The following is a 22,602-nucleotide window of genomic DNA, read 5'->3' on the forward strand; positions in this document are numbered from 1 at the left end:
CATTGCCGTCCACTGCCCGGCGCATTATGCCGCGGTAAAGACGATAGGAGGATGCATGGCGAACAAGCGCTACACCGACGCGGCGGCGGCACTCGAGGGTGTGCTGTTCGACGGGATGACGATCTGCGCGGGCGGGTTCGGGCTGTGCGGCATCCCCGAGCGGCTGATCGACGCGATCGAGGCGTCGGGCGTCAAGGACCTGACGATCGCGAGCAACAATGCCGGGATCGACGGGCAGGGTCTCGGCAAGCTGCTCCGTTCGCGCCAGGTGAAAAAGATGATCTCGTCCTATGTCGGCGAGAACAAGGAATTCGAGCGGCAATATCTGAGCGGCGAACTCGAGGTCGAGTTCTGTCCGCAGGGGACGCTTGCCGAGCGTTGCCGCGCGGGCGGCGCGGGCATCCCGGGCTTCTACACCAAGACCGGCGTCGGCACTTTGGTGGCCGAGGGCAAGGAGGTGAAGAGCTTCGACGGGCAGGATTATATCCTCGAACGCGGCATCCGTGCGGACCTGAGCATCATCAAGGGCTGGAAGGCGGACGAGAGCGGCAACCTGATCTTCCGCAAGACCGCGCGCAACTTCAACCAGCCGATGGCGACCGCGGGCAAGATCTGCGTCGCCGAGGTCGAGGAAATCGTCCCCGTTGGCAGCCTCGATCCCGATACGATCCACCTGCCGGGGATCTATGTGAAGCGGATGATCGTCGGCGCACCCTACGACAAGAAGATCGAATTTCGCACCGTTCGCGAGCGGGTCTCCGCGTGAAACCAAACCCGATAGTGCGCCGCAAGCGCGGCCATTTTCCCTGGACCGCTGCGCTCGCAGGATCACTGGTTCTGCAAGGGTGCGTCAGCGTGACCTCGCCGACCGCGATCGTCTCCGCACCGGTGACCGTCGACGGCGTCCCGGCGGGCATGCAGTATCTCTACGCCTCGGGCGAGGCCGCCGCTGCCAGCATCCAGGCATGGAACGCGCTCGTCGGCTATGTCCGGGCGCAGCGCACGCCGACATCGGTCGTCCTAGCGCCCGGCGCGACGCTCGCCGCGCCGCGCTGGACCGCATGCGGCAGCAAGGCGAAGGCCGCGGTGTTCGACGTCGACGAAACCGTGCTGCTCAATCTCGGCTTCGAATATGATGCGTCGACGGGGCGGCCCTGGTCCGAACCGCGCTGGCAGGAGTGGGAGCGCACCGGCATCAAGCAGGTCGCGCCCGTTCCTGGCGCGCTCGCCGCACTGACGCAGTTGCGCGCGATGGGCGTGACGGTGGTCTTCAACTCCAACCGCGCCGCCGCCAATGCCGCGCAGACCCAGGCGGCGATCGAAGCTGCAGGGCTTGGCCCCGCCCGCCACGGCGAGACCTTGTTCCTAGCCGGCGACGACGCGACCGGATCAAAGAAGGACGGCCGCCGCGCGACGATCGCCGCCCGATATTGCGTCGTCGCGATGGGCGGCGACCAGCTCGGCGATTTCAGCGACCTATTCAACGCAGGGCAAACCCCCGCCGCGCGGCGTGCGGTGGTGCAGTCGCCCGCGATCACCGCGAAATGGGGGGCAGGGTGGTTCGTGCTGCCCAACCCCGTCTACGGCACCGCGCTGAAAGGCAGCCGTGACGAGGTCTTTCCACCCGCGATCCACTGGGCGCCGACACAGGGAATCCACTGATGACCGACCACCCCAACGCGATCAAACTCGATCCCGGCGCCGCGCTGACGGACGAATCGGTCGAGGTCGCGCGGATCTGGATCACCAACAATGCAGGCAGCAACGTACTGATCGACGCGGGCATCCTCGAAGATCCGACCGTGTTCGGCTACCTCCTCGCCGACACGATCCGTCACGCCGCCCGCGCCTATGCGGGCACCTGGGGCATCGCCGAGGATGCCGCGCTGCAGGCGATCGTCGACGGCGTCAGCGCCGAACTGCGCGACCAGGTCACGACCATCACCACCATCCAGGAAGGAACGCTCAACTGATGCCGTGGGATCGCAACCAGATGGCGGCGCGGGCCGCACAGGAACTGAAAGACGGCTATTACGTCAATCTCGGCATCGGCATCCCGACGCTCGTCGCGAACAACATTCCCGACGGCATGACCGTCACGCTCCAGTCGGAGAACGGGATGCTCGGGATCGGGCCGTTCCCCTATGCGGGCGAAGAGGATGCCGACCTGATCAACGCGGGCAAGCAGACGATCAGCGAACTGCCGTCGTCGGTCTATTTCAGCTCGTCCGACAGCTTCGCGATGATCCGCGGCGGGCATATCGACCTGACGGTGCTCGGCGCGATGGAGGTCAGCGAAGACGGCGATATCGCCAACTGGATGATCCCTGGCAAGATGATCAAGGGCATGGGCGGCGCGATGGATCTGGTCGCGGGCGTCAAGCAGATCATTGTCGTCATGGATCACACCGCCAAGGACGGGACGCCGAAGTTCATCCCGTCCTGCTCACTGCCGCTGACCGGCAAGAACGTGGTCGACATGATCGTCACCGACCTGGCGGTGTTCCAGCGTAGCGACCATGATTCGCCATTCAGGCTGGTCGAACTCGCGCCCGGCGTGACCGCGGACGAGGTCGCGGCCAAGACCACCGCGCGCTATACCGCCTGATGGGCTATACGCTTGTCACCGCGAACCGGAATTATTCTAGCTGGTCGCTCCGTCCGTGGGTGTTGATGCGGGCGCTGGGGATCGCGTTCGAGGATCGGATCGAACCCTTTCTCGCGCCCGAAAATTACGACGCGTTCCGGATGTTCTCGCCGACCGGGCAGGTGCCGGTGCTGATCGATGGCGAGCGGACGGTGTGGGATTCGCTGGGGATCGCGCTCTACCTCGCCGAGCGGCACGATGGCGTCTGGCCGTCCGATCACGACGCGCGCGCATGGGCGGTCTGCGCGGCGGCAGAGATGCATGGCGGGTTCGCGGCGTTGCGCAACGAGCGGACGATGAACGTCGGCGTCCGCGTCGATCCGGTCCGCGGCAGTGACGCGCTCGACCGCAACGTCGCGCGCATCACCGAACTCTGGGCGGAAGGTCTCGATCGGTTCGGCGGGCCCTGGCTCGCAGGCGCCGACTTCACCGCCGTCGACGCCTTCTTTGCGCCTGTCGCGTTTCGCGTCCGCACCTACGGGATCGATGTCGGTCCGCAGGGCCTTGCGTGGGTCGAGCGGATCATCGCGCATCCGGCGATGCGCGAATGGGAAGACGCCGCGCTCGGCGAGACGTGGCGCGAGGCAGGGCACGAGGCCGAACTGGCAGCGAGCGGATCGATTACCGCAGATTTTCGCCGCTGATGCGCCGCGTTGCCATTGTCATCGCGCTGGTCGTGATCCTGATTGCGGGCACGGCGTTCACTGCGGGGCCCGGCACGCTCAGCCTCCTAGATGGCGTGATGGGCGGCGGCCGCGGCACTGCGCGGGTGCGGGAGGGCGTTCCGTTCGGCACGCATGGCCAGAAACTCGACGTGTGGCGGCCATCGGGCGGCGTGAAGACGGGGCTGCCGGTGCTGATCTTCTGGTATGGCGGCGGCTGGGTGCACGGGTCGCGCAGCGCCTATGCGTTTGCCGCGCGGGCCTATGCGAAGGCGGGCTACGTCGTCGTCATGCCCGATTACCGCAAGGTGCCAGACGTCCGCTTCCCCGCCTTCCTGCAGGATGGCGCCGAGGCGGTGAAGTGGACGCGCGATCATATCGAGGCGTCGGGCGGCGACCCGAACCGGATCGCAGTCGCCGGTCACTCCGCAGGGGCGTACACGGTCGCGATGCTGACGCTCGACCCGCGCTGGTTGCGTGCGGAAGGTGTCGATCCGCGGATCATCAAGGCCGCGGTCGGCTTGTGCGGGCCCTATGACTTCTACCCGTTCACCGCCAGGCGCGCGATCGACGCGATGCAGGGGGCGGCGGATCCCGTGATGACCCAGCCGATCCACTTCGCGCGACGCGATGCGCCGCCGATGCTGCTCGTGTCGGCGGGCGACGACACGCAGGTGAAGGCGCACAATGCCGACAACCTGACGGCCAAGCTGACCGCGCTCGGTGCACCGGTGCGGCATGTCGACTATCCGGGGCTCAGCCATGAGGATGTGGCGATGGCGCTGTCCAAGCCGTTCCGCGGCAAGGCGCCAGTGCTGGCGGACAGCGTGGCATTCCTGAACCGGACGATGCGCTGACCGCATCCGATTGTCCGAGCTACGGGGGGCGAGGATGACGACGGACGAGCAAGAACACCGCCACCCTCGTTGACAGGACGGAGCCCTGCCGCCCCGACCTTGACCTGCCGCCGGACTTTTTTGTGTCCGGCGGCGGGCTTGCGGCCTTACCAGATTCGGACGCGGTTCGCGGGCGCCAGATATTGCGCGTCCCCGGGCTTCACGTCGAACGCCTTGTACCAGGCGTCGACGTTGCGCAGCGGGTTGATCGCACGGATCTGCCCCGGCGAATGCGGATCGCTGACGAGCTGCTGGCGCAGCGCCTCGGTGCGGAACAGCGTACGCCAGACCTGACCCCAGCCGAGGAAGAAGCGCTGGTCGCCGCTATAGCCGTCGAGCACGGGAGCAGGCTTGCCGCCGAGCGACGTGTGATAGGCGTCGAGCGAGATCAGCACGCCACCGAGATCGCCGATATTCTCGCCCATCGAGGCGCGGCCGTTGATCTTCACGCCGGGCAGACCCTCGAACGTATAGGCCTCGTACTGCGCGCCGAGCTTGACTGCCTGTGCCTCGAACTTGGCGGCATCCTGCGCGGTCCACCAGTCGCGCAGCACGCCCTTGCCGTCGGACTTGCGACCCTGATCGTCGAACCCGTGGCTGATCTCATGCCCTATCACGCCGCCGATGCCGCCATAATTGACCGCCGGATCTGCATCGGGATCGAAGAACGGCGGCTGGAGGATCGCGGCGGGGAAGACGATCTCGTTCTTCACCGAGTTGTAATAGGCGTTCACGGTCTGCGGGGTCATGCCCCATTCGGCCTTGTCGACCGGACCGCCCATGCGGTTGCGGCGATAGTCCCATTCGAACCGCCCGGCGCGCTCGACATTGCCGATCAGGTCGCCCGGGGTGATCTGCAGCGCGCTATAGTCACGCCATTTGTCAGGATAGCCGACCTTCACGCTGAAATTGGCGAGCTTGGCCTGCGCTTCCTGCTTGGTCGCGGCACCCATCCAGGGCAGGCCGTCGATCCGCCCGCGCAGCGCGATCCGCAAGTTTCCGACGAGCTCGTCCATCTTGGTTTTCGATGCCGGCGGGAAATAGAGCGCGACGTAATCGCGGCCGATCGCCTCGCCCAGCGCGCGTTCGGTGACGTTGATCCCGCGCTTCCAGCGATCGCGCTGTTGCGGCTGGCCGTTGAGGAATTTCGAACGGAAGTCGAAATTCGCGTCGACGAACCGCTTCGACAGCAGGGGCGCGATGTCGTCGGCGGTGCGGAACGCCTGCCACGCCTTCAGCGTGTCGAGATCGGTGGTGGCGAAGACCTCGGCGATCTTCGGGAAAGCCGTGTTCTGCGCGACGATCGCGCGGTTGGCCTTGTCGATGCCCGCGGCGGTCCAGAATTTGGCCCAGGGGAAGCCGGGCGCCTGCGCCTGAAGCTGCGCGAGCGTCATCGGATTGTAGGTCTTGTCGCGGTCGCGACTCTGCGCGCGGGTCCAGTGTGCCTGCGCGATCCGCGTCTCCATCGCGACGATCTTTGCCGCGGCGGCCTGCGCATTCGGCCAGTTCGCCATGCCGAGCATCTGCGCGACATAGGCCTGGTAGCGTACGACCTGCGGAGCGAATTTCGGATCGAGATAGAGGTCGCGATCGCCGAGCCCGAGGCCCGACTGGCGCAGATACAGCGCGTAGATATCGGGCTGCTTGGCGTCGTCATTGACGCCAGGCCCGAAGAAGCTGGCGCCGAACCCGCCCATCGACTTGCCCATCAGCACCGCGACATCGTCCTTCGTCGTCGCGGCCTTTACCGGGGCGAGCCGCTCCAACAGCGGTGCGGCGTCGGCACGCTCGATCGCGGCTTCGTCCATGAAGCCCTGGTAGAGCGTCGCGACCTTGGCGCGATCGGGGTTGGCGGCGTCGCCGGGCTTATAGCCCTCGACCAGCGTGCGCATGCGTGCCTCGGACAGGTCGCGCAGCACCGCGAACGCGCCATAGGACGAGCGGTCCGCGGGGATCTGCGTTGTCTTGACCCAGCTGCCGTTCACATAGTCGAACCAGTCGTTGCCGGGCTTTACGCTCTTGTCCATGCCGGCAAGGTCGAAGCCCCAGCGGCCATAGCGCGTCGCGGCGGCCGCATCGGCTGCGGGCGTGCCCGATGCCGCGTCCTGCGGCAGGATCGATTCGAGCGTGCACGCTTCGTCGATACAGGCGTGAAGGTCCTGCGCGGTGGCGGGCGTGGCGGCGGCAATGGCGATCAGCGAGACAAGAACGGCGAACTTCGATTTCACAAGGCGATCTCCGGGGGAGGGCCAGACCGGGACCGGCAGGCCATGGACGAGAAAGTGCAACAGCGCTGTCGTTTGTGCAATCCTTCTATGTTCCCCGTGCGTTGCGCGTGCCGGCTGTGCGCCGGGCTGCTTTGCGCCTATCGAGCGGGCACGATGATTTTGCGGCAAATGGGGGCAGGATGACACGTATCGCGGGACCGGACGATCATGTCGTCATCGTCGGGGGCGGATTTTCGGGCACGTTGCTGGCGATCAACCTGATGCGGCACGGCGGGCCGCGCGCGACTTTGGTCGAGCGACGCCAGCGCCAGCTCGCACGCGGCGTCGCCTATAGTGCAGCGCATCCGAGCCACCTGCTCAACGTGCGCGCGGGCAACATGAGCGCGCTCCCCGACGATCCCGACCATTTCGTCCGCTGGCTCGAAGCGCGCGGTGACGGCGACCGCAAGACGTTCGTGCCGCGCACGACCTACGGCCTGTATCTGCGCGAGATGCTCGACGCGACGATCGCGCAGGCGGCGGGACGGCTGGTGCTTGCGCAAGGGGAGGTCTGCGCGATCGACTTCGCCGGGACCGACAGGCTTGCGGTGACGATGGCGGATGGCAGCGCGATTGCCGCGGACAGTGCGGTGCTCGCGCTCGGCAACCTGCCGCCGCACACGCCGCCGGGGCTCAACCCCGACGACCTTCCGCCCGGACGCTATAGCGCGGATCCCTGGGCGTCGGACATTGGCGAGGGGCTCGGGCCGGACGACACGGTCGTGCTGGTCGGGACCGGGTTGACCGCGATCGACGCCGCGCTGCTGCTCGATGCCGGCGGATTTTCGGGGCAGATCCTGGCAGTGTCGCGGCGCGGGCTCTCACCGCGGCGGCATGTCGATGGCGCGCCGCCCGCGCGCGTCCTCGACAAGCCGCAGGGGGATGTGTCGGCGATCGTCCGGCACGTCCGCGACCGTGCCAAGGCGGATGGCTGGCGCGCGGCGGTCGACGAGCTTCGCCCCGTGACCCAGATGCTCTGGGCCGCCGCCCCGACGCAGCAGCGCGCACGGTTCCTGCGGCACGCGCGACCCTATTGGGACGTCCACCGGCATCGGCTGGCGCCGGAGGTCGCGGACCGGGTCGATGCGCTGGTCTCGACCGGGCGGCTCCGGTTCACAGCGGGAAAGATCGTGTCCGCCGCGGCAGCCGGTGATGCCGCCGACCTCAGCTGGCGGCCCCGCGGTTCGGACCAGGCGGTCGTCACGCGGGCGGCGCGGATCGTGAACTGCACCGGGCCGCAGGGCGACCTGATGCGATCGAGCGAGCCGCTGATCCGGCATCTGATCGCCGACGGGGCGATCCGGCCCGACCCGCTTCGCCTGGGGGTCGACGTCGATGCCCAGTCACAAGCCATCGGCCGCGACGGGCATGCCGAAAAACGGCTTCACTGTATCGGGCCGATGACCCGCGGGGGGTTGTGGGAGGTCGTCGCGGTCCCCGATATCCGTCAGCAGAGCTGGGATCTGGCGAGGCGCTTGTCGAACGCGCAATGGGTAGGCGGCGAGGGGCTCTAGGCTCGCCGGACGCTCTACGCTGCCAGCATCATGCAATGCTGGCAGCGCATGGGCTCAGAACCGGAACGCCGCGGTGGCGCGCAGGCTGTGCCAGCGAAACTTCTCGTCGCTGCGGCGGAAATCGGTGCCGCTGGTGTTTGGCGCGATCAGGAACGGGTTGTTCGCCAGCAGAACCGGGCTGCCGGCCAGCGCCGTGCCCGCGGTCACGCGAACGCGCGCATCGTCATCCTGATACTGGTGGAACATATATTCCATGCCGATCGAGATATTCTTGGTCAGCTTCTGCTCGATGCCGCCGCCGCCGAGAATGCCCCACTGGTTCTTCGAGCCAGTCGCCGAAAACGCGTTCGCCGTGTTCGTCGTGAAGAACAGATTGTCGATCTTGGCATAGCCTGCACCGAACGTGCCGTAGAACAGCGTGGTGTTGGCAGCATAGCCCAGACGGCCGCGGGCGGACGCTTCCCACTTCAGCTTGCGCGCCATCGTGTAGCTCGCAGGCGTGGTCGAGAAGCCCGACGTGCTGTCGGTGATGTCGCTCGTGCCGAATTCGCCGACGACACCGACGACGATGTTGCCGCGCTGAACGTCGAGGCCCGCACGACCATAATAGGCCCAACCATCGTCGTCGTTACGGCAACCGGAAGCCGCGGCACCGGTCCGCGCCGAGCCGTTGCAGAAGCCCGGCGAGAAGGCGTTGGCGCCGGTGATGGTGTTGACGCTGTCGTTGAAGTTGCCGTCGCCGTTGCGGTCGAACAGGATCGACGAGCCGACGTCGTTGCCCTGCACGTCATACCCACCGGCCGCGCCGATATAGACGCCCGAGAACGGACGATCTTCGGTGGTTTCCTGCGCGGCGGCCGGAACGGCAAAAAGGCCCGCGACGGCGAGGCCGGCGAGCGCGGTCAGTTTCATGTAATGCTTCATGGTCGTTCCCCAAACGAGGGGCCGCGACGCGCCCAATGTGCGCCGCGGCCCAGGTTGTCCTGTTTCAGTTCGTGACGACGATCACGCGTTGGCGCCGCTGGTCCGCAGTGCATCGGTGCGGTTGTTGGTGCCGTTGGGGAAGAAGCCCCCGCCGATCTTTGCGGTGTTGGTCAGATAGGCGATGTTGTGCACCTGTGCGACCGACCGGCTGAACGCCAGGCCGTTGGCGTCGGTCGGGACGATGTTCGACACGGTCGGATCGGTGCCGGTGATGCCCTGATCGATGTCGCCGATGATGCCCGTCGTGGCGTTGGTGACGGTCCCGTCCAGGCTGTCGCGTGCGTCGCTGATCTGGTTTGCGGCGGTACGCAGCGACGGCGTCTGTAGCCCCTTGCGGTACAGGATCGTGCGGATCAGGCCAGCGTGATACGCCTCTGCCGCGAGGATGCCAGCGGCCGCCTCGAGATAGGTCTTGTTACCGATCAGCGTGGCGCCGCCCTTGTACGCCGAGACGCCGACATCCTCGAAGATGAACGCGCCGAGCAGGAAGCTGTTGTCGTCGGCATACGGGTCGAACACGCCCGTGGACGGAACGACCCCTGCCGCACGTGCGGCCAAGGTGAAGGCGCCCGGCGCAGCCGCGGTGCCGGCAGAGATGTCCAGTGCAGGCTGTGCGACCGCTGCAGTGCCGAGTGCCCGGCGCAGGAAGGCGACGTGCGCGACTTCGTCGATGGCGATTTCGCGTGCATATTCACGGACGATCGCGTCCTGGAACGGCACCTGTCGGCCACCCGTCACGGCGCCCTGAGTCCCGGTACCGGTCAGCAGGCTGGCGTTGAGGCCAACGCCGAACGTCGCGAATGCGTAGAACTGCGCCTCGAGATATTCGAGGTTGAGCGCGAAGTTCAGCACGTCGGCATCGGTGATGGCCGATCCCGTTGCGGGTGTCGGCGTGGGCGTCGGCGACGGCGCGAGATCGGCATCGTCATTGCCGCAGGCCGCGAGCAGCGAGGCACCGCCGACGGCAAGCGCGCTGCCACCGGCAAAGCGCAGGAAGCCGCGGCGTTCGTTGCGCCGGGCGGCGATGGCGTCGAATATTTCGAGCTTGGTATTGAGGTCGGTCATTGGGTTAATCCCCTGAATAGCAAAGAAAGCTTACGGCAGAGCTGAAGCGGTTCAGGCTGCTGCGGTGCTCGTCTTGATGTTGCCGTTCATGCCTGCCGGGAAGAACCCGCCCGCGGCCACTGCGCCACTGTTCAGGTACACGATGTTGAGCACCTGGCTCACCGAGCGGCTATAGGCGACACCGTCGGCGTCGAGCGGCACGATGTTCGACACGGTCACCGCCGCCTGGGTGGCGGACAGGTTGATCGGAGTCGCGCTGTAGGACGAGATGCCCTGGTCGATATCGTTTGCGCCGAAGATCGTCGTGTTGGCGCCACCGCCGTCGAGGCTGTCGCGCGCGCGCGAAATGGCATCGGCGGAGGTCCGCAACGACGGCACGTCGATACCCTTGCCGTACAGCGTCGTGCGGACGATCGCGGCATGATAGGCCTCGACCGCGAGCAGGCCGGCCGCGGCATCGAGGAACGTCTTGTTCGTGAGCAAGGGGGCGGCACCCTTGTAGGCGGTGACGCCGACATCCTCGAAGATGAACGCGCCGAGCAGGAACGCCTCGTCCGAGCCATAGGGATCGAAGGCGGTGCCGGCCGGCACGAGCCCGGCGGCCTGCGCGGCGACCGAGAAGGCGCTGGTCGGCGAGACGCTGACGTCGATAACCGGCTGTGACACGGTCGAGCTGCCGAGCGCAGTGCGCAGGAACCTGACATGCGCGATTTCGTCCTGTGCGATCTCGCGTGCATATTGCTCGACGATGGGATCGGTGAACGCGACCTTGCGGCCGCCACGAACGGCACCCTGCGTACCGCTGCCGGTTAGCAGAGCGTTGTCGAGCCCCGTGCCATAGGCCGCATAGGAGTAGAATTGCGCCTCGAGATATTCGAGGTTGAGCGCGAAGTTCAGGACGTCGGCGTCGGTCACCGACTGAGCTGCGGCGGCGCTCGAAAGGGATAAAGCGGTTGCGCCGGCTGCCGTGATCGCAGCGGCACCAAGTGCGTTTTTAAAGAACTCACGCCGGTCGTTGCGCCGTTCGACACGGGCATCGAGGGCATCGATCAGATGGGTTGATTGGGTCATTGGCTTCATCTCCCTGAACCAGGCACGTCGGCACACGGTCGGCCTCGATCGCCTCTGGCGGGCGATCCTGTGTGCACAACGGTTCAAGAAACGGGAGCTGGGAGATAAAGTTGCAACTAAATGGGATACTTGGGCAAACTTCTCCAAATACACTAATCGCGCGCAATATTTTCAGTAATGCTGCACCACAGCATTTATAGCACCATTCAGGATGGCGGGCTTAACTTGTCCTGTGTACGGGTCGCAAAATCCGTGGCGTCATGGCGTTCGTGGAGTTGGCTCGCAGGATCGCCCATGACGCGGTTGACCATGCGGCCACGCTGGACCGCGGGGCGTGCGCCGATCGCATCCGCCCAGCGCTTCACGTTCGGATAGTCCTGGACCTGGAGAAACTCACCAGCGTCGTAGAGCTGCCCCTGCACCAGCGCCCCGTACCAGGGCCAGGCGGCCATGTCGGCGATCGTATAGGCGGCGCCGGCCAGATACGCGCTGTCGGCGAGACGGCGGTCGAGCACGTCGAGCTGACGCTTGGCCTCCATCGCGAACCGGTCGATCGCGTACTCGATCTTGACCGGCGCATAGGCGTAGAAATGGCCGAAGCCACCGCCGACGAACGGGCCGCTGCCGACCTGCCAGAACAACCAAGACAGGCAGGTCGCGCGCGCCGCCGGTTCGGTCGGCAGGAACGCGCCGAACTTCTCCGCGAGATGCATCAGGATCGCGCCGGATTCGAAGATCGGCAGCGGCGCCGTGCCGCTGCGATCCATGAGCGCCGGGATCTTCGAATTGGGATTGATCTCGACAAAGCCGCTGCCGAACTGGTCGCCTTCGTTGATCCGGATCAGCCAGGCGTCATATTCGGCGCCTGCATGGCCGAGCGCGAGCAGCTCCTCGAGCATGATCGTGACCTTCACCCCGTTCGGTGTGCCGAGCGAATAAAGCTGCAACGGGTGGCGCCCGACCGGTAGCTCCTTGTCATGCGTCGATCCGGCAACCGGGCGATTGATCGCGGCGAACCGGCCGCCATTGTCGCGGTTCCAGGTCCAGATTGCCGGGGGGGTATAGGTCGGGGCGTCGGTCATCGGGCTGCTCCGTGCATCGATAGGGTGGGCTCGGGTTCGGTCTCGACGATCCTAACGCTTAGACGCCGTGATAGTCGCGATACCATCGGATGAAGCGTGGCACGCCCTCGGTGATGCTGGTGGTGGGAGCGAAGCCGAGATCGTTGCCGATCGCGCTGACATCGGCGCAGGTGCGCACGACATCGCCCGCCTGCATCGGTAGGTCCTGGCGGATCGCCTTGCGTCCGATCGCCTGCTCGAGCACGTCGATGACCTCGCCCAGCTGTTCGGCGCGACTGTTGCCGATATTGTAGACGCGGTGCGGCCCCATGCTGCCGCCGGGCTTCGCCTGGCCGTCATCCGCGGGCGGGGCATCGAGCGCGGCGACGATGCCGGCAACGATGTCGTCGATATAGGTGAAGTCGCGCTCCATCCGGCCTGCGTTGAACACCGGAATCGGTTCGCCGGCGAGGATCGCTTTGGTGAAGATCCACATCATCATGTCGGGACGACCCCAGGGGCCGTAGACGGTGAAGAAGCGCAGCCCGGTCTGCGGCAGGCGATAGAGATGCGCATAGCTCTCGCTCATGAGCTCGTTCGACTTCTTCGTCGCGGCATAGAGCGACAGCGGGCGGTCGGTGCGATCCTCGACGCGGAAGGGCACGCTGTCATTGCCGCCATAGACCGACGAGGACGAGGCGTAGACCAGGTGCCGGACCTGCCGTGCGCGCGCGAGTTCGAGGATGTTGAGATGCCCGACCAGATTGGCCCGGGCATAGGCCATCGGATTCTCGATCGAATAGCGGACGCCGGCCTGCGCGCCGAGATGGACGATCCGGTCGATGTCGAGCCCTGCCACCGCCGCGTCGAGCGCGGGCGTGTCCGCGAAATCGAGCTTGGCGAAGGTGAAGGCCGCGCCGTGCCGGTCGCGCAGATAGGCGAGCCGCGCCGCCTTGAGCGCGGGGTCGTAATAGGCGTTGCATTCGTCGATGCCGAACACCGTTTCGCCACGTGCCAGCAACGCGTCCGCGACATGCATGCCGATGAAGCCGGCGGCGCCGGTTACGATCACTGTCATCGCTGTTCTTTCCTGATGGGTTCGGCGGCACCGAGAAGCGATGTCGGTACCAGTGTCAACCCCATCAATTCTGCATCCCTGCTGTGCCGCGCGAGGTGGCGCGAGCGCGACGTCCATCATCGGGACGGCGGCGGTGGCCGGTCTTCAATGTCGAGACCCGGCAAAGAAAGGGCAAAGTATTGAATCCAACCAATACTGGGAGAGATTATAGGACAACTAGCATTTCGCTGCAAAGCAGTATAGCCATAGGCCGCAAGCGCGCGGATACTTCCGTACAGAAGCGAGTGGATGGTATGAACGTAGATCAAGTTTTTGGTGGAACACACTCTCCGGGTGTATCGCCGGAAAAATTTGCGATGCCACCGGGAATGCGGATGCGGTATGACTTGCCTCAGGCAAGCCTTGCCGAATGCCTGACCGGATATGCAATCTATTCGGCCAGTGATCGCAATCCGCTCGTCAACTGGTATCTACCTGCACCAGTTATGATTTCTATTCTGGCGGATGCGGGGCCGATCACCGTCGCGATCGGCAATCACCGGTTCGGGCCGCTCGAGCGTGCCAGTCTCTACGGCCCGACCAGCCGCGCGTTTCGCACCGTCACACATGGCGGCGTCGCCGTTGGGATCGGAATCAGCGCGATCGGCTGGTCCCGGATGACGTCGCGGCTGGCGGGTGACTTCCGCAACCGCATCGTGCCGCTCGAGACGCTGCTCGGTCCGGAAGTGTCGCGCCGGCTGACGACGGGGCTCGACGCGCTGTCCGACGATGCGATGATCAAGCCGTTCCTCGACGACGTGCTGGAACCGCTGTTTCAGCGCCGGCACCCGCAGGAGGAACTGATCCGTGCGTTTGCCGCGCTGACGGTGACCGACGGGGTGATCGAGATGCAGGATGTCGCCGACCGACTGGGGATCGAGACGCATGCGCTCAGGCGGCTTGCCACCCGCCATTTCGGCATGCTGCCCAAGATGCTGCTGCGGCGTGCGCGCTTCCTGCGGTCGTTCATCCGGCTGATCCGGCCCGATGGCCATGTCGATTATTCAGCGATCGACAGCAGCTATTTCGACGCGTCGCATTTCCTGCGCGACGCGACGACGTTCCTCGGCACGACGCCGCGGCGTTTCCTCGCATCGGAGACGCTGTTCCTGAAATCCAGCCTGCGTGCTCGCGCGGCGGTGATCGGTACGCCGACGCAGGCGCTGCACATCCCGACGCCCCCGGTCAGTGTCAGCAGCATCATCCGCACCGTACATGACGGCCGTGGCCGCCGCGACGAGCTGACAAGCTAGCCGCAGCGGCACATCCGGTTGGCCCTTCGGTCGCCGATATGCGTTATGTCGAGGGTGACGCAGATCGGACACGCGGATGATGCAGGAAGTTGAATTGAAGCTCGTCCTGACGGCGGACGCCGCGGACCAGGTCGCGCGCGAACTGCCGTCGGATGACGCGACCCGTACCACGATGCTCGAGGCGATCTATTTCGATACGCCCGTGCAAACGTTGCGGGAGCACGGCGCGTCGCTGCGGATCCGGCGCGCGGGCGATAGGCGGATCCAGACGATCAAGATCGACCCGGCAAAGGGCGCGGGGTTGTTCTCGCGCCCCGAATGGGAACGGCCGGTCACGGACGATCGTCCGCGTCTCGACGACACCACGCCGGTCTTCGCGCTGCTCGACGGGACCACCGAACGGCTCGCGCCGGCCTTCACCGTGTCGGTCGAACGACGCAGCTGGGAGATCAGCGAGAACGGGGCGGAGATCGAACTCGTGCTGGACCGCGGGATGGTCCGGGTCGGCGAGCGGCAGTCGCCGGTCTGCGAAGTCGAGATTGAACTCAAGCGCGGCGACCCGATCGCGCTGTTCACGCTGGCCCGCCGGATCGCCGATATGGTGCCGCTGCGGCTCGGCGTCGTGACCAAGTCCGAGCGCGGTTACGGCCTGACCGGGCCGGTGCGTCGCGCCTTCAAGGCCGAGCCGGTGTCGCTCGATGTCGACGCGACGACGATCGAGGCGCTCCGGACGGTTGTTGGCGTCTGCCTGCGGCATTATCGGCTAAACGAGACGATCCTGCTGGAGACGCGCGCGCCGGAGGCGCTGCACCAGGCGCGAGTTGCATTGCGGCGGACACGCGCCGCGCTCGGGCTGTTCAAGCGCGTGCTGGGACGCGAGCAGACGGCGCATTTCCGGTCCGAGCTGCGCTGGCTGGCGCAGACGCTGGGGCAGGCGCGCGATCTCGACGTATTGGCGGACACGGCGGCGGCGAAGCTGGGCGCGGGCGACGTCTTTGACCGGATCGAGGCGGCGCGCGGTCTGGCCTATGACGAGGTCGATGTGGCGCTGGAGTCGTCGCGCGTGCGGGCGGTGATGCTCGATCTGACGCAGTGGCTCGCGGTCGGCGACTGGTCGACGGGGGACGCGACGCGGGAGGTGCGCGAGGCGCCCGCCCGCGAATTTGCAGCGGCGGCGCTCCGCAAGCGACGCAAGGCGCTCAAGATCGACGCGCCCTCGCTCAGGCTGCTGACGGACGACGAACGCCATGCGATCCGCAAGGACGCCAAGACGCTGCGCTATGCGACGGAATTCTTCGCGGACCTGTTCGCCGATGCGGTGCAGCAAAAGCGGCAGGCCAAGTTCGTCTCGACGCTCGAAACGCTGCAGGACCGGCTCGGCACGCTGAACGACGCGGCAACGGTGCCCACGATCCTTGCCCGGCTGGGGATTGAGGACAGTGAAGCGGCACTGGTCGACGATCGCAAACACGCCAAGCGGCTCGACCGCGCTGCCGCGGCGCACTCGGCGCTGCTCGACCGGAAAGCGTTCTGGCGCTGATCGGGTGGACGACCGGCGCAGGTCCATGCAGATCAGCCTGTGCGCGCTGGTCGTCGTCGTCGGGGGTGGTCTGGCCCGGGTGAACCTGCCGCCGCCGCTGCAAAGCTATGCCGGGATGCTCGGCTGACGCGTCATTGCAACGTCAGGCCGCGGCCGAATCAGTCCAGTCGCGCTCTGCCAGCGTGCGGGTTTCGGTGACGGGGAGGGCGCGGCCGAACAGATCGCCTTGCGCGTGCGTACAGCCAAGCGCCGCGACAAGCTGACGCTCGTCCTGCGTCTCCACCCCTTCGGCGATGGTCGCGATGTCGAGGCTTTGCGCCAGCGCGACCACCGCGCGGATGATCGCCAGCGCCTCGCGGCCGCCGCGCGCTGCGGCACGGACGAAGCTGCCGTCGATCTTGATCGAGGAGAAGCGGGTGCGGCTGAGATAGCCCAGCGACGAGTGGCCAATGCCGAAATCGTCGAGGCTCAGGCGTACGCCGAGGTCGAGGATACGCGCGAGGGTCGTCGTCGCGCCACGATCCTCGCGCAGGAAGACGCCCTCGGTAACTTCGAGCTCGAGCCGGTCGGCGGACAGTCCGCTGTCGGCAAGCACGGTCGCGACGGTCGTGACGAAACCGTCATTCTGCAGCTGGACCGGCGACACGTTGACGGCGATGCGCAGACCCTCCGGCCAGCTCGCGGCCTCGACGCAGGCGGTGCGCAGAACCCAGGCGCCGATCTGCGCGATGATCCGTGCGTCTTCGGCGAGCGGGATGAAGCGCGACGGCGGGACCGTGCCGAACTCCGGGCTTTCCCAGCGCAGCAGCGCCTCGAAGCCGCGCAGCATGCCGCCCTGCGTGTCGATGATCGGCTGATAGGCGAGGGACATCTCACCCCGATCGAGTGCGCCGCGCAGCGCGATCTCGAGCACCCGCCGCTCCTCCGCCTGGACGTAAAGCGCGGGCTCGTAGACGCGGAACACGCCGCGACCGGCATCCTTTGCGCGATAGAGCGCCAGATCTGCGGACCGGATCAGCATTTCCGACGTGCGCCCGTCGCGCGGCCCGAAGGCAAGCCCGATGCTGGCGCCGATATGCAGCGTATAGTGATCGACGTCGTAGGGCCGCGACAATGCGGTAATGATGCGTCCGGCAAGCTCCTCGACCGCGCCGGTATCGCTGGCGTCGCGGACGACGAGCGCGAACTCGTCGCCGCCAAGCCGCCCGCAGGATTCGTTCGCGCTCATCATGTGGCCGAGCCGTTCCGCGACTTGGCACAGCAGCCGGTCGCCGACCGGGTGGCCGAGCGTGTCGTTGACCGCCTTGAACCGGTCGAGATCGAGCATCATGAACGCGCAGCGTCCGCCACAGTCCTCCGCCGCGATCATCGCGTCGGACAGCGTCTCGGTGATCAGCCGGCGGTTGGGCAGCCCGGTCAACGTGTCGAACCGCGCCATGCGGTTGATCTTGTCCGCGGACGCGCGCTGATCCGTGACATCGGCACCGACGCCGCGAAAACCGCAGAATATCCCGCGGTCGTCGTAACGCGGCGCGGCGGCCAGCTGCCACCAGCGCTCCTGTTCGGTGAAGCGGATCGGCAGTCTCAGGTTGACGAAGCTGTCCCGGTTGCGCAGCTTTTCGGCAAGAGCACGTAGCCCGGCGGCGAACGTGCCGCTGTCCCAGGACGGCCCGGCCAGCAGCTGGAGGATCGGCATGCCGTCGATATCCGCCGGCGCGCGACCGCACGCCCGCGCGAAGCGGGCGCTGGGCCGGATCACGCGTCGTGTCGCGTCGGTCTCCCACAGCCATTCGGCAGCGCTCTCCTCGAATTCGAGCAGGAGCACGCTGATCGTCTCGTCGCGTTCGTCGAGCACCGCCTGCGCATTGTGGATCGTGACCAGCGCGCGCGTCCGGCTGAGGCAGGCGGTCATCAGCAACAGGGTGAAGGCGAGCACCCCCCCGGCGATTCCACTCGCGTGCATCAGCATGAGCTGGACGCACGATACGAACCCGAGTGTGCCGATGAACATGAGCGTGGCGAGCGGCAGCGGCGCCATCGCGAAGGCTGCCCCCGTCATCACGATCATCAGCGTGAGGCCGAGCCCGATGCTCGTTGCGACCGGGACCTGCGGGCAGAAGAAAACCGGGATGACCGACCAGGCCAGAGCGAGGCTGCCCCCCTCCCACAAGGTTGCCCGGATATCCGTCCTGCCGCCATGCCCGGCAGCGCGCGAGGGAGCGAGGCGGCGGCGGATGGTCACCCACACGGTGCCGGCGATCAGGAGCGTCGACCATGACGCGACCTGCCAGAACGGCATCCGGGGATAGAGCAATGCGGCACAGATGGCGGTCGCGAGCAGGTTGGCGGCGAGGGCGAACCAGGCGAGTTGCCGGCCGGCGTCGAGCTGCGCCGCGCGAAGCCGGCCCCATTCCCTGGGATCGCACCCTTCCGACAGCGCGAGCAGCGCGCGCATGTCGATGGGCATGTGATGCGTCGACATTCGTGTACGCGCCGGCATGGTCGGCGGGGGCGTATCGGATCCGGAAGGCGACTGGCTGTTCACACCGCCGGGCTTAATGCACGTTGGTTATCGCAACGTTCCCATCCCCCGCGTTGTGAAAAATAACCGGGTTGGGGGCAGGGGCCGCGACCGTCCCGCCGCACTGGCGGGACGGTGCGGCGGGGCAGGCAACGTCAGGCGGCGATGTCATAGGGCTTGATGTCGCCGCTCAGATACAGGTTGCGCGCCTTGGCGCGGCTGAGCTTGCCCGACGAGGTGCGCGGCAGCGTGCGGGGAGGGATCAGTTCGATCACGCAGTTCATGCCCGTTACCGAGCGCACGCGTTCGCGGATCTCGTCGCGCAGGCGCAGGCGTTCGCCCTCGTCGGAGCTGCGGCACTGGACGAGGACGGCGGGGGTTTCCTCGCCCCCCGGGGTCGTGATCGCGAATGCGGCGATGTCGCCCGCCTTGAACCCGGGCAGCTGCTCGACCGCCCATTCGATGTCCTGCGGCCAGTGGTTCTTGCCGTTGACGATGATCATGTCCTTCGCCCGGCCGACGATGTAGATATAGCCATCCGACATATAGCCCATGTCGCCGGTATCGAGCCAGCCGTCGGACATGCACGCCGCGGTGGCGGCGTCGTCGCGGAAATAGCCGACCATCACCGACTTGCCCTTGCACCAGACCTTGCCGATCGCGCGCTCGGGGAGGGGCGTGCCGTCCTCTTCGCGAATCTCGATCGTCATGTCGCGCACCGGCTTGCCGCAATTGACGATCGCCCGGTAGCGCTGCGGGCGGTCCTCGCCGCGTGCACCGCCCGACAGCTGGGTTTCCTCGACCAGCTCGACACGGATCCCCTCGCCCGGTGGCATCAGCGATACCGCCAGCGTCGCTTCGGCAAGGCCGTAGCTGGGCAGGAAGGCAGAGGCCTGGAATCCGGCATCGGCAAAGGCGTCGACGAACGACTGCATCACGTCGGGACGGATCATGTCGGCGCCATTGCCCGCGACGCGCCAGCGCGACAGGTCGAACCGGTCGCTCGCCTTGGTCTGCGACGACATGCGGCGCGCGCAGATGTCATAGCCGAAGGTCGGCGAATAGCTGAGCGTGGTGCCGGTGTTGCGGCTGATGAGATCGAGCCAGGCGAGCGGACGGCGCGCGAAATCCTCGGTCTTGAGGTAATCGGTCGAGACCTGGTTGGCGATCGGCGACAGGAAGCAGCCGACCAGCCCCATGTCATGATACCAGGGCAGCCAGGACACGCACCGGTCGGTGTCGCAGACTTCCATGCCGTGGCTGTGCGCGGCGAGATTGTTGAGCAGAGCCTCGTGCGTGATGACGACGCCGTGCGGGAACCGCGTCGAGCCGCTCGAATATTGCAGATAGGCGATGTCGTCGGGACGTGCCTCGGGCAGAGTGGCGGCGGGGGCTTCGCGGGTCGCGAATTCGGACCAGTCGATCCCGTGCGTGCCCGCCAGACGCGCCGCCTCGCTCGCCATCTGCGCGAGCTCCGGCGGAAAGATCAGCATCTTGGGATCGCAGCTCGAAAGCTGGACGCGGAGCTGTTCGATATAGGAATCGCGGCCGCCGAACGACGTCGGCAGGGGCAGCGGCACTGGCCAGGCGCCTGCATAGACGACACCGAAGAACAACGCGGCGAATTCTGGGCCGGTCTCGGCGACCAGCGCGATGCGGTCGGCAGGGGCTACGCCGGCGGCGATCAGCCGATCCGCCATCGCCAGCGCGTCGCGGCGCAGCGTCGCATAGGGATAGGGCTGGCTAAGCGTACCGCGCGCGTCATGGAAGTTGAGGCCGCGCTGCCCCGTCGCCGCATAGTCCAGCGCCTCGCCAAGTGTCGCGAAGTCGGCAAAGCGGCGCGGCAGCGTGTCCGCGGTGGGGGTCGCCGTGCGCTGCGCCGGCATCGGATCGGCCGACGGTGCGACCGCAGGCTTTACCAGCCCGTTCGTCGCCGTCGTCTGAAAGGTGTCGATCGTCATGTGCGTCCTGTCTTCCACGTCGCGGCCTGTCCGGGGACATCCGCCGCTTGAGACCGTGCAAAGGCCAGCCATGCACGGTCGTGGCGTTCAAAATCCTATCCCAGTGTGGCACAATGATGGCGTGACCCAGGATCGCCGCCGAGAAAGACAGGAGAAACGCCCGCCAAAACCGCTGGATGCCGCGGGACTGGAGGGGTTGGCGCTGCGCTATGTCGAGCGATTCGCGACCACGCGCGGCCGCCTGAGCGACTATCTGCGGCGCAAGGTACGCGAGCGCGGCTGGGTCGAGGCGCCCGAAACCGGCCCGGCGGTGCCGCCCGCCGATCCCGAAGGGTTGGCACAGAAACTGGCGGATCTCGGCTATATCGACGATCGCGGCTTTGCCGAAGCGCGGGCGGCAGCGATGCAGCGCCGCGGCCTGGGTGCGCGGCGTGTCGCGGGGGCGTTTCGCGATGCGGGGATTGACGAGGCCGATGCCGATGCGCTCGCCCCCGAAATCGCGGCGCGCGACGTCGATGCGGCGCTGGCCTATGCGAAGCGCAAGCGGCTGGGCCCGTATGCCCGGTCGGAGAATAGCGACGGGGGCGGGGCCGAGAATCGTGCGCTGCGGCAAAAGCAGCTCAGCGCGATGGTGCGCGCCGGGCACGGTTTCGATCTGGCACGCAAAATTCTTGCCGCGTCCCCGTCTGAAACAATCGATACGACAGATTTTGACTGAAGACGCATTGCAGGTTGTTGCGGCTGCGACGAAGCGTGCTAGCAAGGTGCAGGGGTGCGTAACGATGCGTAGTGAAGCGCAATATGACGGGGACAGGCCGGCCACGGTACCGGACGCGGTTGCGGCTGCCGGACCGCGCGCAGTGCCGGACATCGATCAAGGCGTCGATCAGCCCGCTGTACAAGCGACTGCACAGGCTGTTGCGGAGGCATCCGTCCTCGGCGGGGTGATCAAGTGGTTCGATGTGACGCGCGGTTTCGGCTTCGCGGTCGCTGACGATACGGCGATCGGCGATATCCTGATCCATTTCTCGGTGCTCCAGCCGCATGGCCGGCGCAGCCTGCCAGAGGGCGCGCGGGTCGACGTGGTCGCGGTGCAGCGCGGGCGGGGCTTCCAGGCGCGCGAAGTCTTGTCGATCGATCTGAGCGGCGCGGTAGAGGAGACGGCGGCACGACCGGGCACGGCGGCGCCGGTCGACCGGATCGATCCGGTCGCGCTGATCGATGCCGCAGGCCCGTTCGAACCCGTCGTGGTCAAGTGGTTCAACCGGCTCAAGGGCTATGGCTTCCTGGTACGGGCAAGCGACGACAGTGACGTGTTCATCCATATGGAAACGCTGCGGCGGGCGGGGATCGACGTCGTCGAGCCCGATCAGCCGTTGCAGGCCCGAATCGTGACCGGTCGCAAGGGACCGCTGGCCGTCACGGTGGAGCGATCCGCGCCGGCGTGGTAACCGGCCCGCCGCAACCGGGGATAAATGTAATGAGTAAAACCGTCTTCGCCGCGCTTCTGGCGCTCGGCCTCTGCGCGTGTTCGAACGGCGACGCCCGGGCGGGCGACGCCGCCGCCCCAGACGCTACCGTCGCGGACACGGCGACCGGCACGGGCACCGGTGCTGCACCGGGTCAGGCTGCCGCGACGCTGGCCGTGACGATCCACAGCGCGAACGGCGCGCATGTGTTCACGGTCGAGAGCGCCAAGACCGAGGCGGAGCAGGCCCGCGGGCTGATGTACCGGACCGACCTCAAGCCGAATCGGGGCATGCTGTTCTGGCCCTATCCGACCGACGGTAGCGGGCCGCGCGAGGCGAGTTTCTGGATGAAGAACACGCCGAGCCCGCTCGACATCATCTATATTCGCACCGACCGGACGATCGCGCGGATCGCCGAGAACACGATCCCCTTCTCCGAAACGCCGATCCCGTCGGGCGAACCCGTCGGCGCGGTCCTCGAGATCATGGGCGGGCGTGCCGGGGAACTCGGCATCGCCGAGGGCGACCGCGTCGAATGGCCGGGCGCGCCGGGCTGAACCGCCATATCCACGAC

The 22,602-nt window shown here is 66.7% G+C and carries 20 protein-coding genes; 12 read left to right on the forward strand and 8 right to left on the reverse strand.

Translation table 11 applies throughout. The features are described from left to right. Positions 1-55: 55 nt before the first annotated feature. The 6 genes from ASE89_RS17115 to ASE89_RS17140 all read left to right on the forward strand — a co-directional run bounded on the left by ASE89_RS17115 (position 56) and on the right by ASE89_RS17140 (position 4,166). Positions 56-766 carry a CoA transferase subunit A gene (locus ASE89_RS17115; RefSeq protein WP_031440773.1) on the forward strand — a complete coding sequence of 237 codons (711 nt, stop codon included), beginning with the start codon at positions 56-58 and terminating at the stop codon, positions 764-766. A gap of 89 nt (positions 767-855) precedes the next feature. Further along, on the forward strand, positions 856-1,662 hold the full coding sequence (locus ASE89_RS17120; protein WP_434556512.1) for an HAD family acid phosphatase: 807 nt from the start codon (positions 856-858) through the stop codon (positions 1,660-1,662). Beyond that, positions 1,662-1,973, forward strand: a complete 312-nt coding sequence (locus ASE89_RS17125; RefSeq protein WP_042467134.1) for a DUF5076 domain-containing protein — start codon at positions 1,662-1,664, stop codon at positions 1,971-1,973. The genes ASE89_RS17120 and ASE89_RS17125 overlap by 1 nt, the downstream gene beginning before the upstream one ends. Next, positions 1,973-2,608, forward strand: a complete 636-nt coding sequence (locus ASE89_RS17130; RefSeq protein WP_056680136.1) for a 3-oxoacid CoA-transferase subunit B — start codon at positions 1,973-1,975, stop codon at positions 2,606-2,608. Before ASE89_RS17125 ends, ASE89_RS17130 begins: the two co-directional genes overlap by 1 nt. After that, positions 2,608-3,291, forward strand: coding sequence for a glutathione S-transferase family protein (locus ASE89_RS17135; RefSeq protein WP_056680139.1), 684 nt, complete (start codon positions 2,608-2,610; stop codon positions 3,289-3,291). Before ASE89_RS17130 ends, ASE89_RS17135 begins: the two co-directional genes overlap by 1 nt. Next, a complete protein-coding gene (locus ASE89_RS17140; RefSeq protein ID WP_056680142.1) occupies positions 3,291-4,166 on the forward strand; it encodes an alpha/beta hydrolase in 876 nt (291 codons plus the stop codon). Before ASE89_RS17135 ends, ASE89_RS17140 begins: the two co-directional genes overlap by 1 nt. A gap of 146 nt (positions 4,167-4,312) precedes the next feature. Here ASE89_RS17140 and ASE89_RS17145 read toward each other — a convergent pair whose 3' ends face one another. Then, positions 4,313-6,433, reverse strand: coding sequence for a M13 family metallopeptidase (locus tag ASE89_RS17145; protein ID WP_056680145.1), 2,121 nt, complete (start codon positions 6,431-6,433; stop codon positions 4,313-4,315). Positions 6,434-6,612: 179 nt separating this feature from the next. On the opposite strand from ASE89_RS17145, the gene ASE89_RS17150 reads away from it, so the two are divergent. Further along, positions 6,613-7,986 carry an FAD/NAD(P)-binding protein gene (locus ASE89_RS17150; protein WP_056680148.1) on the forward strand — a complete coding sequence of 458 codons (1,374 nt, stop codon included), beginning with the start codon at positions 6,613-6,615 and terminating at the stop codon, positions 7,984-7,986. A gap of 54 nt (positions 7,987-8,040) precedes the next feature. On the opposite strand, the gene ASE89_RS17155 is transcribed toward ASE89_RS17150, so the two are convergent. From ASE89_RS17155 to ASE89_RS17175, 5 genes are all read right to left on the reverse strand, one after another. After that, on the reverse strand, positions 8,041-8,910 hold the full coding sequence (locus tag ASE89_RS17155; RefSeq protein WP_056680151.1) for an outer membrane protein: 870 nt from the start codon (positions 8,908-8,910) through the stop codon (positions 8,041-8,043). An 81-nt stretch (positions 8,911-8,991) separates the two neighbouring features. Next, positions 8,992-10,035 (reverse strand): ferritin-like domain-containing protein, encoded by a 1,044-nt coding sequence (locus ASE89_RS17160; RefSeq protein WP_056680154.1) that lies wholly within the window; start codon positions 10,033-10,035, stop codon positions 8,992-8,994. Positions 10,036-10,086: 51 nt separating this feature from the next. Next, positions 10,087-11,106 carry a ferritin-like domain-containing protein gene (locus ASE89_RS17165; RefSeq protein ID WP_056680157.1) on the reverse strand — a complete coding sequence of 340 codons (1,020 nt, stop codon included), beginning with the start codon at positions 11,104-11,106 and terminating at the stop codon, positions 10,087-10,089. Positions 11,107-11,312: 206 nt separating this feature from the next. After that, entirely contained in the window at positions 11,313-12,188 is an 876-nt protein-coding gene (yghU, locus tag ASE89_RS17170; RefSeq protein ID WP_056680160.1) for a glutathione-dependent disulfide-bond oxidoreductase, read from the reverse strand. A gap of 58 nt (positions 12,189-12,246) precedes the next feature. Next, positions 12,247-13,245: an NAD-dependent epimerase/dehydratase family protein gene (locus ASE89_RS17175; protein WP_037528139.1), complete on the reverse strand. Its 999-nt coding sequence runs from the start codon at positions 13,243-13,245 to the stop codon at positions 12,247-12,249. 485 nt (positions 13,246-13,730) lie between these two features. Between ASE89_RS17175 and ASE89_RS17180 the strand changes: the two genes are divergently transcribed. Beyond that, entirely contained in the window at positions 13,731-14,537 is an 807-nt protein-coding gene (locus ASE89_RS17180) for a helix-turn-helix domain-containing protein (RefSeq protein ID WP_168427711.1), read from the forward strand. Positions 14,538-14,613: 76 nt separating this feature from the next. After that, on the forward strand, positions 14,614-16,077 hold the full coding sequence (locus tag ASE89_RS17185) for a CYTH and CHAD domain-containing protein (RefSeq protein WP_056680163.1): 1,464 nt from the start codon (positions 14,614-14,616) through the stop codon (positions 16,075-16,077). A gap of 142 nt (positions 16,078-16,219) precedes the next feature. Here ASE89_RS17185 and ASE89_RS17190 read toward each other — a convergent pair whose 3' ends face one another. Together ASE89_RS17190 and ASE89_RS17195 are read right to left on the reverse strand one after the other, a co-directional pair. Continuing rightward, positions 16,220-18,544 carry a putative bifunctional diguanylate cyclase/phosphodiesterase gene (locus ASE89_RS17190; RefSeq protein ID WP_236701847.1) on the reverse strand — a complete coding sequence of 775 codons (2,325 nt, stop codon included), beginning with the start codon at positions 18,542-18,544 and terminating at the stop codon, positions 16,220-16,222. Between the two features lie 209 nt (positions 18,545-18,753). Beyond that, on the reverse strand, positions 18,754-20,484 hold the full coding sequence (locus tag ASE89_RS17195) for a fatty acyl-AMP ligase (RefSeq protein WP_037528158.1): 1,731 nt from the start codon (positions 20,482-20,484) through the stop codon (positions 18,754-18,756). A gap of 271 nt (positions 20,485-20,755) precedes the next feature. On the opposite strand from ASE89_RS17195, the gene ASE89_RS17200 reads away from it, so the two are divergent. The 3 genes from ASE89_RS17200 to ASE89_RS17210 all read left to right on the forward strand — a co-directional run bounded on the left by ASE89_RS17200 (position 20,756) and on the right by ASE89_RS17210 (position 22,585). Next, positions 20,756-21,277, forward strand: a complete 522-nt coding sequence (locus ASE89_RS17200) for a regulatory protein RecX (protein ID WP_236701848.1) — start codon at positions 20,756-20,758, stop codon at positions 21,275-21,277. Between the two features lie 64 nt (positions 21,278-21,341). Next, positions 21,342-22,010: a cold shock domain-containing protein gene (locus ASE89_RS17205; protein ID WP_082451729.1), complete on the forward strand. Its 669-nt coding sequence runs from the start codon at positions 21,342-21,344 to the stop codon at positions 22,008-22,010. Positions 22,011-22,039: 29 nt separating this feature from the next. Continuing rightward, entirely contained in the window at positions 22,040-22,585 is a 546-nt protein-coding gene (locus ASE89_RS17210; RefSeq protein ID WP_082451659.1) for a DUF192 domain-containing protein, read from the forward strand. Positions 22,586-22,602: the final 17 nt, after the last annotated feature.

Source organism: Sphingomonas sp. Leaf30 (assembly GCF_001422525.1).
GTDB lineage: Bacteria > Pseudomonadota > Alphaproteobacteria > Sphingomonadales > Sphingomonadaceae > Sphingomonas > Sphingomonas aerolata.

What these genes read in the sequence shown, in the direction of transcription:
- ASE89_RS17115 (WP_031440773.1), top strand. Translation starts at nt 56, where the DNA reads ATGGCGAACAAGCGCTACACCGACGCGGCGGCGGCACTCGAGGGTGTG.
- ASE89_RS17125 (WP_042467134.1), top strand. Translation starts at nt 1,662, where the DNA reads ATGACCGACCACCCCAACGCGATCAAACTCGATCCCGGCGCCGCGCTG.
- ASE89_RS17130 (WP_056680136.1), top strand. Translation starts at nt 1,973, where the DNA reads ATGCCGTGGGATCGCAACCAGATGGCGGCGCGGGCCGCACAGGAACTG.
- ASE89_RS17135 (WP_056680139.1), top strand. Translation starts at nt 2,608, where the DNA reads ATGGGCTATACGCTTGTCACCGCGAACCGGAATTATTCTAGCTGGTCG.
- ASE89_RS17140 (WP_056680142.1), top strand. Translation starts at nt 3,291, where the DNA reads ATGCGCCGCGTTGCCATTGTCATCGCGCTGGTCGTGATCCTGATTGCG.
- ASE89_RS17150 (WP_056680148.1), top strand. Translation starts at nt 6,613, where the DNA reads ATGACACGTATCGCGGGACCGGACGATCATGTCGTCATCGTCGGGGGC.
- ASE89_RS17155 (WP_056680151.1), bottom strand. Translation starts at nt 8,910, where the DNA reads ATGAAGCATTACATGAAACTGACCGCGCTCGCCGGCCTCGCCGTCGCG.
- ASE89_RS17160 (WP_056680154.1), bottom strand. Translation starts at nt 10,035, where the DNA reads ATGACCGACCTCAATACCAAGCTCGAAATATTCGACGCCATCGCCGCC.
- ASE89_RS17165 (WP_056680157.1), bottom strand. Translation starts at nt 11,106, where the DNA reads ATGACCCAATCAACCCATCTGATCGATGCCCTCGATGCCCGTGTCGAA.
- yghU (WP_056680160.1), bottom strand. Translation starts at nt 12,188, where the DNA reads ATGACCGACGCCCCGACCTATACCCCCCCGGCAATCTGGACCTGGAAC.
- ASE89_RS17175 (WP_037528139.1), bottom strand. Translation starts at nt 13,245, where the DNA reads ATGACAGTGATCGTAACCGGCGCCGCCGGCTTCATCGGCATGCATGTC.
- ASE89_RS17180 (WP_168427711.1), top strand. Translation starts at nt 13,731, where the DNA reads ATGATTTCTATTCTGGCGGATGCGGGGCCGATCACCGTCGCGATCGGC.
- ASE89_RS17185 (WP_056680163.1), top strand. Translation starts at nt 14,614, where the DNA reads ATGATGCAGGAAGTTGAATTGAAGCTCGTCCTGACGGCGGACGCCGCG.
- ASE89_RS17190 (WP_236701847.1), bottom strand. Translation starts at nt 18,544, where the DNA reads ATGCCCATCGACATGCGCGCGCTGCTCGCGCTGTCGGAAGGGTGCGAT.
- ASE89_RS17195 (WP_037528158.1), bottom strand. Translation starts at nt 20,484, where the DNA reads ATGCCGGCGCAGCGCACGGCGACCCCCACCGCGGACACGCTGCCGCGC.
- ASE89_RS17205 (WP_082451729.1), top strand. Translation starts at nt 21,342, where the DNA reads ATGCGTAGTGAAGCGCAATATGACGGGGACAGGCCGGCCACGGTACCG.
- ASE89_RS17210 (WP_082451659.1), top strand. Translation starts at nt 22,040, where the DNA reads ATGAGTAAAACCGTCTTCGCCGCGCTTCTGGCGCTCGGCCTCTGCGCG.